Consider the following 12,891-nt stretch of genomic DNA (forward strand, 5'->3'; position numbering starts at 1 on the left):
GGGCGGGCACGGCGAGGTCGAGTCTGAGGCGCGCGATCGCCGCGGGCCAAGTCGGCGCGTAGCAGAACGACACATTGCGTCATGTCGCGTAGCACGAACAGGGCGACGGGCGGCCGGGACCATAGCGTGGAGCCACCGATAAGGAACGGACACTGATGAAGCGCATCATCCTGAACGCATTCGACATGTCGTGCGTCACGCACCAGGCCCCCGGCCTGTGGCGCCACCCCGAGAACCGCGCAGATCGATACACGTCGCTCGACGAGTGGGTCGAGCTGGCGAAGCTGCTCGAGCGAGGGGGCTTCGACGCCCTGTTCCTCGCCGATGTGCTCGGCGTGTACGACGTGTGGCGCGGATCCGGCGAGGCGGCGCTGACCGACGCGGACCAGGTGCCGCTCGGCGATCCGGTCGTTCCGATCTCGGCGATGGCGTACGCGACGACGCACCTCGGCTTCGGGATCACGGTCGCCTCGACGTACGACCACCCCTACGCGCTCGCCCGCCGTTTCACGACGCTCGACCACCTCACGGGCGGCCGAGTCGGCTGGAACGTCGTGACGAGCTACCTCGATTCGGCCGCGCGCAACCTGGGTCGCGAGACGCAGATGGCCCACGACGACCGCTACGGCGTCGCGGAGGAGTTCCTCGAGGTCGCGTACAAGCTGTGGGAGGCGTCCTGGGAGGACGGCGCGGTCCTCCGCGACCGCGAGACCGGCGTGTTCACCGACGCGACGAAGGTGCATCCCATCGAGCACGCGGGCGAGCACTTCCGGGTGCCCGGCTTCCACCTCGCCGAGCCGAGCCCGCAGCGCACCCCGGTGATCTTCCAGGCCGGCGCGTCGCCGCGCGGCCGGGAGTTCGCGGCGGCGCACGGCGAGGCGATCTTCATCAACGGCCTCACCCCCGAGCAGACCCGACCGATCTCGGACGACATCCGATCACGAGCCGAGGCGTCATCGCGCCCGGCCGACACCGTGAAGATCCTCGTGCTGGCGACCGTCATCGTCGCCGCCAGGGATGCCGAGGCCCGTGCTCTCGAACAGGAGTACCGCGGGTACGTGTCGCTCGAGGGCGCCCTCGCGCTCTACGGCGGCTGGTCGGGGCTCGACCTGTCGACGTATGACCCCGACACCCCGCTGGAGTACGTCGACACCGACGCCGCGCGTTCCGCGCTCGCGGCGTTCACGACCTACGACCCCGACCGCAAGTGGACGCCGCGCGACATCGCCGAGTACGTCGGCATCGGCGGCATCGGCCCCGTGATCGTCGGCGGCCCCGAGACCGTCGCCGACGAGCTCGAGCGCTGGATCGACGTCGGCGGCATCGACGGCTTCAACCTCGCGTACGTCGTCACCCCCGGATCTTTCGAGCAGATCGTCGAGCACCTCATCCCCGAGCTGCGCCGCCGCGGCCGGGTATGGGACGAGTACCCGGAGGGCACTCTCCGCGGCCGCCTGACGGGCGACGGGTCGCCGACGGTGCCCGAGTGGCATCCCGCGTCCCGCCATCGGGGCTCGCTCGCGGGCAGAACGAGCGTCGCGGATCAGTCGGGACCCGCCTGGGCAGAGGAGGCCGCGCGATGAGCGTTCAGGACGACCTCCGACGCTTCGTCGCCGTCGCCGAGGAGGTGGGGCGGAGCCTCGCCGCCGACGTTCTCGAGCGCGACCGCACGGGATCCGACCCGCTCCCCCAGCTCGACCTGCTGCGCGAGTCGGGGCTCACCACGCTGCTCGCTCCGTCGGAGTACGGCGGGCAGGGCGCGACGTGGAGCACGGCCGTGCGCGTGATCCGCGCGCTCGCCCGGACCGACGCGTCCGTCGCTCAGGTGCTCGCCTACCACTACGTGAACGAGTCGAACGCGGGCTTCGCCGCGACGCCGGAGGCCGGCGAACGCTGGTACCGCGCGTCGGCCGCGAACCGCTGGATCTGGGGCGATTCGGTCAACCCGACGGATCCTGATCTGGCGTTCGAACCGGCGCCCGGCGGCTGGACGCTGCGCGGCACGAAACGGTTCTCGACGGGCGCCTCGGCGGGCGACGTCATCCTGGTCAGCGGAACCGTGCGCGGCGGGGACGACGATGGGCGCGGCCTCACGGTCGTCGTCGAGCGCACGCGCGCAGGCGTCGCACCGCTCGGCGACTGGGACGCGCTCGGGCAGCGCCAGTCCGCGAGCGGATCGGTGAGATTCGACGACGTCGCGATCTCCGAGAGCGATGTGCTGGCCTGGGCCGGCGATGAGCCGTTCGGCTCGCTGTTCACTCCCGCGATCCAGCTCTCCTTCGGCAACCTCTACCTCGGGATCGCGGAGGGCGCCCTCGCGCAGGGCATCGAGCTCGTGCGCCAGCGCCGCGGTTCGTGGTTCCTGTCGACGGCCGAGAAGTATCGCGACGATCCGTTCACGCAGCGGATAGTCGGCGACCTCGACGCGAGGATCGCGGCCGCCGAGGCGCTCGCCGACCGTGTCGGCGACGACTTCGACGCCGTCGTCGCACGCGGATCCGCCGTCACGAGCGAGGATCGCGGACGCATCGCGATCGACATCGCTCGCCTCAAGATCGTCACGAACGAGACGGCCCTCGACGTGGCGAACCGCGTGTTCGAGGTCACCGGTTCGAGCTCCGCCAAGGCGTCCACCGGCCTCGATCTGCACTGGCGCAACATCCGAACGCACTCGCTGCACGACCCGGTCGACTTCAAGCGGCTCGAGGTCGGCGCCTATGTGCTCAACGGCGAGAACCAGCCGATCTCGCTCTACACCTGACCGTTCGGTCGCCGATTCCTACGCGGGCCAGGCATCGGCGACCGAACGGCGGACATCGCCGAGCAGCTGCGGCAGCGCCTTGGTCTGGGCGATGATCGGGAAGAAGTTCGCATCGGACTGCCACCGCGGCACGATGTGCTGGTGCAGGTGCTCCTCGACGCCGGCACCGGCGACCTCGCCCTGGTTCATGCCGATGTTGAAGCCGTGGCATCCGGCCGTGGCGCGCAGCACCCGCATCGCCGTCTGCGTGAGCCGGGAGATCTCGTCGATCTCCTCGGGCGTGGCCTCGTCGTAGGTGCCCACGTGGCGGTACGGGCACACCAGCATGTGCCCCGCGTTGTAGGGGAACAGGTTCAGCAGCACGTACGCCGTCTCGCCGCGATGAACGATCAGGCCGTCCTCTTCGGACTTCTCGGGCGCGGCGCAGAACGGGCACCCGGCCCCGCGGTTGGCGTCGGCGCCGGCCTGGATGTACGCCATGCGATGCGGGGTCCACAGCCGCTGGAACGCGTCCGGCACACCGCCGAACTCGCTCTCCGGTTCGAGCTGTGCGAACTCTTCCTGCGGGCCCGTCACGCAGTCTCCAGCAGAGCGTCCTCGTCGGTCAGGACGAGCTTCTTCTGCTCGATGAGGCCCGCGACGAGGGCGACAGCCTCGTCGATCGGCACGCCATTGCGCTGGGTTCCGTCACGGAACCGGAACGACACGGTGCCCGCGGAGCGATCCTGCTCCCCCGCGATCATGATGATCGGCACCTTGTGCGTCGTGTGGGTGCGGATCTTCTTCGGCATGCGGTCGTCGGAGTAGTCGACCTCGACCCGAACGCCGGCGGCGCGGAACTTCTCCGCCGCCTCGCCGAGGTAGTCGGCGTACTCGTCGGCGACCGGAACGCCCATGATCTGCACCGGCGCCAGCCAGAGCGGGAAGTCGCCGGCGTAGTGCTCGAGCAGAATCGCGAAGAACCGCTCGATCGAGCCGAACAGCGCGCGGTGGATCATGATCGGGCGCTTCTTCGTGCCGTCGGCGGCCGCGTACTCGAGGTCGAAGCGCTCGGGCAGGTTCGGATCGACCTGCACGGTGGACAGCTGCCACACCCGGCCGAGCGCGTCGCGGGTCTTGAGGTCGATCTTCGGCCCGTAGAAGGCTGCCTCGCCCGGCACCTCGGTGAGCTTCAGTCCGCTTGCCACCGCGACGTTGCGCAGCGCGTTCGTGGAATCGTCCCAGAACTCCTCGGATCCGATCCACTTCGACTTCTCGTCGTCGCGCATCGACAGCTCGAGCTCGAAGTCGCTGAGGCCGAAGTCGCGCAGCATCGAGATGATGAACTCGAGCACCTTCGTCACCTCGCCCTCAAGCTGCTCGTGCGTGACGAACAGGTGCGAGTCGTCCTGCGTGAAGCCGCGCACGCGCGTGAGGCCGTGGAGCGCCCCGGAGAGCTCGTTGCGGTAGACCGTGCCGTTCTCGGCGAACCGCAGCGGCAGATCGCGGTAGCTGCGCGCGCGCTCCTTGTAGATGAGGATGTGCATCGGGCAGTTCATCGGCTTGAGGTAGTAGTCGGCGCCCTGCTTGGTCACGTGGCCGTCGTCGTCGCGCTCCTCGTCCATGCGGATGGGCGGCCAGATGCCCTCCGCGTAGGTCTGGAGGTGGCCCGAGACGCTGAACAGGTCGCTCTTGGCGATGTGCGGCGTGTACACGTAGGTGTAGCCGCTCTCGATGTGGCGGCGGCGCGCGTGCTGCTCCATCTCGCCGCGGATCACGCCGCCCTTGGGGTGCCAGACCGACAGGCCGGATCCGACCTCGTCCGGGAACGAGAACAGGTCGAGCTCCTTGCCGAGCTTGCGGTGGTCGCGCTTCGCCGCCTCGGCAAGGCGATCCTTGTAGGCGACGAGCTCGTCCTTCGTCGGCCACGCGGTGCCGTAGATGCGCTGCAGCTGCGGGTTCTTCTCGCTGCCGCGCCAGTACGCCCCGGCGACGCGCAGGAGGTCCCAGCCGTTGCCGACCATGCGCGTGGTCGGCACGTGCGGGCCGCGGCACAGGTCGCCCCACTTCGTCTCGCCCGTCTTCGGGTCGACGTTGTCGTAGATGGTCAGCTCGCCCGCGCCGACCTCGACGCTCGCGCCCTCGGCGGCTTCCTTCTTGCCGCCCTTTAGCCCGATGAGCTCGACCTTGAACGGCTCGGCCGCGAGCTCCTGCTGCGCCTGCTCGTCGGTGACGGCGCGGCGCACGAAGCGCTGGCCCTCCTTGACGATGCGCTGCATCTCCTTCTTGATCGCCCGCAGGTCGTCGGGCGCGAAGGGGTCTGCGACCTGGAAGTCGTAGTAGAAGCCGTCGGTGATGAACGGTCCGATGCCGAGCTTGGCGTCGGGGTTGATGCGCTGCACCGCCTGCGCGAGGACGTGCGCGGTCGAGTGGCGCAGGATGTTCAGCCCGTCCGGGCTGTCGATGGTGACCGGCTCGGTCGTGCCCGTATCCGTCACCTCGGCGGCAAGGTCTTTCAGGATGCCGTCGACGCGCATCGCGACGACGTTCTTCTCGGGGAACAGATCAAATCCGGTAGTCACCCGAACATTCTAATGTCCCGCCGGATCCGTTCCGGACTACACCGGAAGGGTGCGGCCGAACTGCGTGGCTGTTTCGCGCACGCTCGGCGAGCCGGCGCCGACGTCCGCTCCCGCACGGACGAGCGAGAGCACGATGGCGTCGTGCCCCTTGAAGACGGCGCCGGCGAGGGGAACGAGCCCCTTCGCGTTCGGACGGTTGAGGTCGGCGCCGCGGGCGATGAGGCCGCGCACGAGGTCCGCGTGCCCGTGATAGGCCGCGAGCATGAGCAGCGTATCGCCGTTCTCGTTGGCGCTGTCGACGCTGTATCCGTCGTCGATCTCCTGAAGGAGAACCGGGTCCCCTGTGCGGGCGAAGGTGAAGGCATCCATGACCTCAGTATCCACCCGTGACGGCGCTCGTAGGAGAACGAATCGGGGGAGCCTTGTCGCGCCGAAACGACGAAAGAGGCCCCAGAAGGGACCTCTTTCGTGATTCTGAGCGGATGACGAGACTCGAACTCGCGACCCTCACCTTGGCAAGGTGATGCGCTACCAACTGCGCTACATCCGCGGATGCAAAAGCCCCCTCGCGGGGGCTTTCGTGCGCGATACTGGGATCGAACCAGTGACCTCTTCCGTGTCAGGGAAGCGCGCTACCGCTGCGCTAATCGCGCCTATGAAGGCTATTAAATTTTCACGAGGTGGCGACGGGATTCGAACCCGTGTAAACGGCTTTGCAGGCCGGTGCCTAGCCTCTCGGCCACGCCACCATGCAGGATTCGAACCCGCGTACCTGACCCGAAATGGATCCTGCACTCGAGCGGATGACGAGACTCGAACTCGCGACCCTCACCTTGGCAAGGTGATGCGCTACCAACTGCGCTACATCCGCAATACTCATCCCCGGCCTTCCGGTCGGGCACTTGGAATACATTACCCCGAATCGCGAGGCCGACCAAACCAGCCCACGCATCCGGGCGTGTCCGCTGGGCGACCCGAGCGACACCCCCGGCGGACAGCCGCGTTCGAGCCCCGCGCACATATCCTGTACTATCGGTTCTTGTGCCGCAGGGCACGACAATCTCTACATGGGCGTTTGGCGCAGTTGGTTAGCGCGCTTCCTTCACACGGAAGAGGTCGTGGGTTCGAGTCCCGCATCGCCCACCACCCCGGAGGGCCTTCTGTCGCTTGACAGGAGGCCTTTTCGACGCCATCACGACTTGCCCTCCGTGCCGCTATCGCGCACCCCCGGCGCACCCCCGCCACCGTTCAGCAGTGCGAGGCCAGCCACATCGGCTTGGGTGCCGAGGTGGTGCATGTACCGATCAGTGATCGACACCGACGTGTGCCCCAACCACTTTGAGACAGTCGCCAGATCCACCCCCCGCGAGAGCGAGAGCGTCGCGAACGTGTGCCGCAAATCATGGATACGGCGACCCTCCGACGCTTCTGTGAAGCCCGATGAGCGCAGGAACTGCGACCGCCAAAGTTGCCCGCCGTGCTCACCGGTCAGCAACAAGTCGCCCGGATGCTTCATCTGCATGAGGTCGCGGACGATCACCCATGCAGGCTCAGCCAGCGGCACACGTCGAACGCGACGCCCCTTCGTGCTCTTGACCGGCTCGCCCTCTGACCGGCTCCGCGCGACTCGCAACGACGGCGTAGGCAGTTCCGACACGTCTTTCACGCGAAGTTCGCGGGCCTCACCCCAGCGAACGCCCGACCACGCGAGTACCGTCACCAGATTCGCGCAATGCGCGCAGCGACCATGAACCTTATCGACCACGCCCGACAGATCAGCCTCAGACAGCGGGCGCATCTCAGAAGGCGGATCGATCTGCGCCGGAAGCCGCGATGCCGTCACCGGATTCTCCGCAGCACGCCCCTCAGCGATGCACCACGTAAAGAACGCCGACAGCGAGCCACGGTACCGCTTCATCGAACCGTCCGATTGCCCTTGACTGCGCAGGTACACGTACCAACGATCAACATCGACCGGCAGCACCGACGCAACCGCGCGCGCCCCGAGTGGCGGCGACATAAGACGGATCAACTGCCCATCCGTCGCCGCCGCCTGAGGCGTCACCGTTGCCCGCCGATGTCGCACCCATTCAGCCAAAAGATCACGAACGAGAGCCTTACCAGCCCGGACATCTACACCTCCCGAAGCAGCGGCCTCGGTACGTTCGGCCCATGCCAGGGCATCACGGCGCAGATCGAACGTGCGCGATCCCAGCGTCGCCCGACCGTGCTTCGCGATTCCCCGCCAACGCCCCGCCTGAGTCTTACGGACGAACGCCATCAGGCACCCCCTGCCAACTTTTCCACCGCCGCACGCGGATACACACGGCGATGCCCAACGTGCACCGGCTCCACCGGCAGATGCCCTTGTTGCGCCAGCCTCGTGAGCGTCGATGGATGCACGCCGAGTTGCCAGGCGAGTTCCCGCTCGCTGATGAACAGACGCCCCGCACCGCGACCTTCGTCTTCACGCATCACGTCGTCCCTTCTCTTCATAGAGGCCTCGTCGTCCGCCTTCGTCCACTGCCCGCATAAGGCCTTACCCATCGCGACCCGCTGAGCACGTTCAATCCGAGCGTTAAGGTCACCCAGCCGATCCATCGCCCTGCTCCCTTCTCGCTTCGAGGCGGCGACGCTCGTCGTACAAGTCCCCGAGCCGATCCACGAATACGGCGACGAAGCGTCCGCCGCTTCCCATTCGCTCTCGGAACTCCTTCATCGCCTCGACCTCCGCGATCCGCTCATCGACCTCAGCGATCCGCTCATCCAGCGTGAACACGTCGTCACACATCGCCCGGCACCTCCACAGGAGCCGCGAACCGTCGCGCAATCTCCGCAATCGCCTCGTCCGACACCCAGGACGACCGGAACTGCACAACATCGCCGGTATCGCCCTCGATCGCGTAGCCGATTCCCGGCTTCGACGTCGGGATGCGGTCTGCGTGCGCGCCCGCTTCATACGCAGCCGACCCAAGCGTGAGCACGGCATCATCCTTCGTCCGGAACCGGAGCGCGACAGTAGCCGTGAACAGGTCACGAGACGCCAGTGATTCCTTCCGAGGGTCTTGCATGGCAGCCAAAACCGCGATACCCGCAGCGCGCCCCGTAGACAGCACCCGTTTCAGATTCGCGTCTACCGCGTTTTTCGCCTTCGTATCCGGCGCGAGATAAGACAGCGACGCCGCCTCGTCGATCAACAGCAGTTCCAGCGGCTCCGCAGCAGACGGCACGTGCTTACGCAGCCCGCTCTCACGCATATACGCGAGCCGATCATCCAACCGCCGAGCAAGACCCTCGATCATCGACGCAGCCTCGTCGTACGTATACGCCACATCGTGAAACAGGCCCCGGCCAGCGGTCAGTTCGACACCGCCTTTCAAATCGACCCCGTGCACGCGCACCATGCCCTCGTTGATACTCGGCGCGAGTTGCCCCAGGACCGACCAGAGCACCGAGCCCTTGCCCGAGCCAGAAGCCCCCACAAGGAGCGTCTGGCGTCCGAAGATCGGGAGCAAGAACGGGCCTTCTGACGTGACACCCACACACACGGGCGCAGCAGGGTCGGCCAGCGGCACCATCCGGAACGGAACCGTGCCCTGATCCGCGAGAGCATCACGACTGCGCACCTGAATCCGTATTTTTGATGGCGACGCGGCGACACATTCGACAGCGAACCCGAGCGCAGCGCTCACTTTCTCGTCGTCGTAATCGCTCGGCACCGACCCCGGCACCACCTCGAAAACCGCAGCCGGCCCATGAGCCCGTAACTCAACCCATACAAGCGCCGGGAACGTACGCACACTATCGCCGTTCCGAGTCGTCGCATCGCGCGTCACTCCCGCAGCCACAGCCCACCCAGGACTTACACGCCGCAGGCTCGCAACGGCACGCTTCTCGCCCTTCGACAACGACGCCCGATCCGTACGCTTCAACCCCGGACGAAACATCGACCCGAGCACCTTACTCCGCCCGAACACGCGACGCCGCAGAGGACGAATCCCGATCACAAGCACCGCAGCGATAAGCAGCACTACCCAGAGCACACGGCCAAGCGTGGCGAGTGATTCAAGCCCAGACGGTGCTCCAAACGCGAGCACGAGCAAGACCCCGGCCATAACCGCCACCGTCGCTACCGTCAAAAACTTATTCATCATTGCTCTCCTCCAGTTCGTCGTCACTCACGTCTCCAGGCACTTCCACCCGCAGCCGTTCAACCGACCGGATGCCGTGGAGGAAATCCCAGTCGCCGCCGTCACGCACCAACGGCCGCTTCTCCACCTCAAGCACGTGCTTCCCGACTCCTAGCCCCGACACACTCAGACGGACACCATCCAGCGATCCGTTCACTCGCCTCGGCGGCTCAACCGCACAGTCCGAATAGACGCCGACATCGACACCGCTGGTGACCACGACCTCGCACACAACGACACCCGGTTCATGAGGGAACAAGCGAGTGATACGGATCACCGCGCCGTGACTCAACGCAGGCACATACAGCACCACCGCCGCATCCGTCACCGCCTCAACCCTTAATTCCTTCGGGTCGTCCTCATACACCTGCACGGACTCCGAGGACTCGTCGGTCCCAGACGGCACACCGCACCCCGTCAACAGCACCAACAGCCCCATCAGCACGGCGACGCCCCGCGCCTCAAACCGCTTCATCGCGCGCCACCTCTCGCTTCGAACCCCACGGCTCCGGCAGCACGGCCCACACGAACACCACGGCAGCAGCGACCGTGAGAAAAGTAAGCACGTCGCCCTCGATCCCGCGATACAACATGTCCCCGTCGAACACGACGAAGAGGGCGACAGACTGGACAATCGCGGCGGTCATCCGGACGGCGATTCCCAGGACCACGACGCGGGCCGCCAGCACGAGTGCAGCGCGTAACCACCGCGGCAACTTCTTTATGCCCGACATGATCAGGCCTGTAACTCAACTAAGCCCGACGCCCGGAAGAACAGGCCCGCAGCCTGAATCCCACCACCGTCGCCAGGGATCGCGTAGTTTCCGACCTCCAGCCCCTCGAAGCCCGTAGCCAGCGGCACCACCTCCGGCTCTGTACGCGACGTGACGGACACAGTGATCAACTCCGGCTTCTCCAGCGGGTCATCGCTCATCTTGAGTGCAGACACCGACCACACGGGCAGGTTGCTCACGCGGTCGATCTTCTGCTCGCCCGTCTTGCGATCTGCGATCTTCGGCTGCACGGCCAGCACGCGGATGTCTTCGGTCTCGTCGATCTTGAACACAAGGGTTCCCTTCGTTGCGGTGCGTCGCACCGGTTCCTATTCGCAGATTTTGCGATACCGGAACGCTAGCACGATATCGCCTTATCTGCGATAGATTCGACTCATGACACCACGCAGACCAGGCCCACCGGCCCACAAAGACCCGGCACGTTCCTACCCGGCGCACGAGGCGAAGCGCAGCGCTGACCTCATTCGCGACGCAGTACAACCCGCCCTTGAGACGCTCGAAGAGGCGGTGAAGGCGATCACCGAGAGCAAGCTTTCAGACGAGAAGAAGCGCCTGCTGCTGCTTGACTACATGCGCAAGGCGCACGCCCAGATCACGGAGGGACGCCAACTCGCTGCCGAATATGCGATGCGCTCAGGACTGAGCCAGTCGCTTACCGCGCAAGCCCTCACCACCGATACCGAGGCCGCGAAGGAGCGTCCGTGGCTGGCAGTGAGCCATGACACGTGCAATCGTTGGTGGCATCGCCCACTCGCTGCCGATGACCTCACGAAGTAGTCGTGTTCCCAGCCCCTGGCCTGTTCACAGGTCAGGGGCCTTTTTGTTGCCACGGAGCGGGGGCCGCTGACGGCTTCCCGGCATTGCCGTGCCAAAACGCCCCACAGGTACAAGACGGGCGCTGACGCGCCCGTGCGGGTGAGCGTGTGCGCCTTGCGCGTGCGGCCTGGCGGCCGTTCGCGGCGCACACGCACCCCGCCCGCAGGGTCACGCCGCCCTGTCTGGGCCGGTTTCCCTGTCAATTCCGACCGCATCAGGGCTGCCGCACGCCGCAAACGGCGCTTGCCCTCCAACACATGGCCACCCGAGCACGCCAAATAGGGCCGACAGCCGTAGCCGCCAACCCTCACGCCCGATGCGCAGCGTTACGGTGCCCGCGCGTGCTGCTTCGGGCTCCACGCCTCCCGAGCGCGCCGCGCCGCTTGCTCAGCCAGCCACTCCGCCAACTTCACATCACCGTCGCTCAATCCTCCGCCCACGTCAGCAGGCCGATTCGCCTCCATCCAGGCAGCTCTTTGCTCGCGCAACAATTTCCGGGTCACGTGCGACAGACTCCACCCCTCGCGCCGCTCAGTTGGACGCGAAACCGTTACGACATGGCCCCCAAAGCCGAGGTTGTCGTGCGCCCGCCGAGGGCAATCCGATGGGCCGCCAGGAGGGCAATCGACACAGCGCACACCGAGCCGTGCCGCCTGCCGTAGCCGCTTCACAAACTCAACACGCTCAGGTGTCGCCGTCTCATCACGCTCTCCCGGCAGAATATCCTTCGTGCTATACATCAACGCCTTGGATGTATACGAGATCACGCGCGCAGCAGCCCGCGACATGTCCGGCGTGACGTCGTCCGACTCCGTGACCCGCGCCCGAATCTCCCGATCCTGCACACCCCGCTTGCCCCACTCAACGACCTCGCCCGTTTCCGGATGCGTCGCCGTCGCCATACGCGCCGCATGTCCCATCGTCTCCGCATCGACGACTGCCCCCACAGGAACTCTCACGACGATATGGAGGTGCAGCGCCATGCGCGATTGCAGCTCTCGGACGGCGTAGTACTCGGCGTCCGGGCAGAGCCGCCGCATTGCCGCCACCGACGACCGCCAGAGTTTCCCGAGCGCCCCGTGCCACCGCACCTGATCCTCATACCGGTATGAATCCTGGTCAATCGGCAGCCCGCGTAGGTGCACGTCATCGTGCCCATGGGTCTGCCCGCACTTACAACGCCTGCCCGCGTCACGCTCCCATTTCGGCACCAAATGCACCGGGCCGAACGATGGAGCCGACAGCGTGATGAAGAAGTACTTGTACGACGGGAGCGGGTGCCCGTCGGCGTCGTAGATGCCCGACCGCGCGATGCGCTGCCAATCGCCGCGATATAGACCAGCGCACGACGGACACACCGCTGTACGGCGAGACTGGCACCGAATGAACCGGCCAGGCTCAACTTCGTACGGACGGGCGCAGATGTGCGAGCGGATCGCGGCGAGGACATCATCGGACGGTAGGCCAGATGTGCCCGTGGAGGTCATATCGTGCGCACCCCCGGCGCACCCCCACCGTGCATACGACCACCGACCATCGCAGGAGATGCAACGGAATCACCACGTGGAACCCGCTGCACAGCAGGTTCCGAGTCCTTCACACGGAAGAGGTCGTGGGTTCGAGTCCCGCATCGCCCACCACATCCCTTCTCCCGTCGATTCCCCGTTGCGGCGTGATCGAGTGATTCGACGCATCGCGCGGCGGGCACTGTGGAGCACACGCAGGCGCTGAATACAGCGACGCGCACCTTCCTCGCTGGATGTGCGGGA

Annotated in this window: 14 protein-coding genes and 5 tRNA genes; 4 read left to right on the top strand and 15 right to left on the bottom strand. The window is 66.4% G+C overall.

The genetic code is table 11. From position 1 onward, the window contains the following. Positions 1-152 precede the first annotated feature (152 nt). Together G510_RS0100410 and G510_RS0100415 are read left to right on the top strand one after the other, a co-directional pair. Positions 153-1,583 (top strand): LLM class flavin-dependent oxidoreductase, encoded by a 1,431-nt coding sequence (locus G510_RS0100410; protein WP_029151965.1) that lies wholly within the window; start codon positions 153-155, stop codon positions 1,581-1,583. Beyond that, a complete protein-coding gene (locus G510_RS0100415; protein WP_036321377.1) occupies positions 1,580-2,761 on the top strand; it encodes an acyl-CoA dehydrogenase family protein in 1,182 nt (393 codons plus the stop codon). Before G510_RS0100410 ends, G510_RS0100415 begins: the two co-directional genes overlap by 4 nt. 18 nt (positions 2,762-2,779) lie before the next feature. Here the strand turns inward: G510_RS0100415 and G510_RS0100420 are convergent, their stop codons facing one another. From G510_RS0100420 to G510_RS0100450, 7 genes are all read right to left on the bottom strand, one after another. Further along, the gene (locus tag G510_RS0100420; protein WP_029151967.1) at positions 2,780-3,337 is read right to left on the bottom strand and encodes an HIT family protein; all 558 of its coding nucleotides are present in this window, start codon (positions 3,335-3,337) and stop codon (positions 2,780-2,782) included. After that, positions 3,334-5,277 carry a threonine--tRNA ligase gene (thrS, locus tag G510_RS0100425; RefSeq protein WP_051216185.1) on the bottom strand — a complete coding sequence of 648 codons (1,944 nt, stop codon included), beginning with the start codon at positions 5,275-5,277 and terminating at the stop codon, positions 3,334-3,336. Before thrS ends, G510_RS0100420 begins: the two co-directional genes overlap by 4 nt. 81 nt (positions 5,278-5,358) lie before the next feature. Further along, positions 5,359-5,691, bottom strand: a complete 333-nt coding sequence (locus tag G510_RS0100430) for an ankyrin repeat domain-containing protein (RefSeq protein ID WP_036321380.1) — start codon at positions 5,689-5,691, stop codon at positions 5,359-5,361. 108 nt (positions 5,692-5,799) lie between these two features. Beyond that, positions 5,800-5,872: transfer RNA gene (locus G510_RS0100435), tRNA-Gly, on the bottom strand. 31 nt (positions 5,873-5,903) lie between these two features. Next, a tRNA-Val gene (locus tag G510_RS0100440) sits at positions 5,904-5,975 on the bottom strand. 25 nt (positions 5,976-6,000) lie between these two features. Beyond that, positions 6,001-6,071 (bottom strand) — tRNA-Cys (locus G510_RS0100445). Between the two features lie 49 nt (positions 6,072-6,120). After that, positions 6,121-6,193 (bottom strand) — tRNA-Gly (locus G510_RS0100450). Positions 6,194-6,391: 198 nt separating this feature from the next. Between G510_RS0100450 and G510_RS0100455 the strand changes: the two genes are divergently transcribed. Then, positions 6,392-6,468: transfer RNA gene (locus G510_RS0100455), tRNA-Val, on the top strand. Positions 6,469-6,514: 46 nt separating this feature from the next. Here G510_RS0100455 and G510_RS17745 read toward each other — a convergent pair. The 7 genes from G510_RS17745 to G510_RS0100490 form a co-directional block, all read right to left on the bottom strand. Then, positions 6,515-7,603, bottom strand: coding sequence for a tyrosine-type recombinase/integrase (locus G510_RS17745; protein ID WP_036321383.1), 1,089 nt, complete (start codon positions 7,601-7,603; stop codon positions 6,515-6,517). Then, entirely contained in the window at positions 7,603-7,818 is a 216-nt protein-coding gene (locus tag G510_RS0100465) for a helix-turn-helix domain-containing protein (RefSeq protein ID WP_157560367.1), read from the bottom strand. Before G510_RS0100465 ends, G510_RS17745 begins: the two co-directional genes overlap by 1 nt. Positions 7,819-7,906: 88 nt before the next feature. Continuing rightward, on the bottom strand, positions 7,907-8,113 hold the full coding sequence (locus G510_RS0100470) for a hypothetical protein (RefSeq protein ID WP_029151971.1): 207 nt from the start codon (positions 8,111-8,113) through the stop codon (positions 7,907-7,909). Then, the gene (locus tag G510_RS17340) at positions 8,106-9,476 is read right to left on the bottom strand and encodes a P-loop NTPase family protein (RefSeq protein WP_051216090.1); all 1,371 of its coding nucleotides are present in this window, start codon (positions 9,474-9,476) and stop codon (positions 8,106-8,108) included. The genes G510_RS0100470 and G510_RS17340 overlap by 8 nt, the downstream gene beginning before the upstream one ends. After that, positions 9,466-9,987, bottom strand: a complete 522-nt coding sequence (locus G510_RS0100480) for a hypothetical protein (protein WP_029151972.1) — start codon at positions 9,985-9,987, stop codon at positions 9,466-9,468. The genes G510_RS17340 and G510_RS0100480 overlap by 11 nt, the downstream gene beginning before the upstream one ends. Further along, positions 9,974-10,246 carry a hypothetical protein gene (locus G510_RS0100485; RefSeq protein ID WP_036321386.1) on the bottom strand — a complete coding sequence of 91 codons (273 nt, stop codon included), beginning with the start codon at positions 10,244-10,246 and terminating at the stop codon, positions 9,974-9,976. The genes G510_RS0100480 and G510_RS0100485 overlap by 14 nt, the downstream gene beginning before the upstream one ends. A 2-nt stretch (positions 10,247-10,248) precedes the next feature. Further along, on the bottom strand, positions 10,249-10,578 hold the full coding sequence (locus G510_RS0100490; protein WP_029151974.1) for a hypothetical protein: 330 nt from the start codon (positions 10,576-10,578) through the stop codon (positions 10,249-10,251). Positions 10,579-10,681: 103 nt separating this feature from the next. On the opposite strand from G510_RS0100490, the gene G510_RS0100495 reads away from it, so the two are divergent. Further along, positions 10,682-11,083, top strand: coding sequence for a hypothetical protein (locus tag G510_RS0100495; protein ID WP_157560368.1), 402 nt, complete (start codon positions 10,682-10,684; stop codon positions 11,081-11,083). Between the two features lie 365 nt (positions 11,084-11,448). On the opposite strand, the gene G510_RS17345 is transcribed toward G510_RS0100495, so the two are convergent. Continuing rightward, positions 11,449-12,609 carry a replication initiator gene (locus tag G510_RS17345; RefSeq protein ID WP_029151976.1) on the bottom strand — a complete coding sequence of 387 codons (1,161 nt, stop codon included), beginning with the start codon at positions 12,607-12,609 and terminating at the stop codon, positions 11,449-11,451. Positions 12,610-12,891: the final 282 nt, after the last annotated feature.

Origin of the sequence: Microbacterium gubbeenense DSM 15944, assembly GCF_000422745.1 — a bacterium.
GTDB classification, from domain to species: Bacteria; Actinomycetota; Actinomycetes; order Actinomycetales; family Microbacteriaceae; genus Microbacterium; species Microbacterium gubbeenense.

What these genes read in the sequence shown, in the direction of transcription:
- G510_RS17345 (WP_029151976.1), bottom strand. Translation starts at nt 12,609, where the DNA reads ATGACCTCCACGGGCACATCTGGCCTACCGTCCGATGATGTCCTCGCC.
- G510_RS17745 (WP_036321383.1), bottom strand. Translation starts at nt 7,603, where the DNA reads ATGGCGTTCGTCCGTAAGACTCAGGCGGGGCGTTGGCGGGGAATCGCG.
- G510_RS0100480 (WP_029151972.1), bottom strand. Translation starts at nt 9,987, where the DNA reads ATGAAGCGGTTTGAGGCGCGGGGCGTCGCCGTGCTGATGGGGCTGTTG.
- G510_RS0100470 (WP_029151971.1), bottom strand. Translation starts at nt 8,113, where the DNA reads ATGTGTGACGACGTGTTCACGCTGGATGAGCGGATCGCTGAGGTCGAT.
- G510_RS0100415 (WP_036321377.1), top strand. Translation starts at nt 1,580, where the DNA reads ATGAGCGTTCAGGACGACCTCCGACGCTTCGTCGCCGTCGCCGAGGAG.
- G510_RS0100430 (WP_036321380.1), bottom strand. Translation starts at nt 5,691, where the DNA reads ATGGATGCCTTCACCTTCGCCCGCACAGGGGACCCGGTTCTCCTTCAG.
- G510_RS17340 (WP_051216090.1), bottom strand. Translation starts at nt 9,476, where the DNA reads ATGATGAATAAGTTTTTGACGGTAGCGACGGTGGCGGTTATGGCCGGG.
- G510_RS0100495 (WP_157560368.1), top strand. Translation starts at nt 10,682, where the DNA reads ATGACACCACGCAGACCAGGCCCACCGGCCCACAAAGACCCGGCACGT.
- G510_RS0100465 (WP_157560367.1), bottom strand. Translation starts at nt 7,818, where the DNA reads ATGAAGAGAAGGGACGACGTGATGCGTGAAGACGAAGGTCGCGGTGCG.
- thrS (WP_051216185.1), bottom strand. Translation starts at nt 5,277, where the DNA reads ATGCGCGTCGACGGCATCCTGAAAGACCTTGCCGCCGAGGTGACGGAT.
- G510_RS0100485 (WP_036321386.1), bottom strand. Translation starts at nt 10,246, where the DNA reads ATGTCGGGCATAAAGAAGTTGCCGCGGTGGTTACGCGCTGCACTCGTG.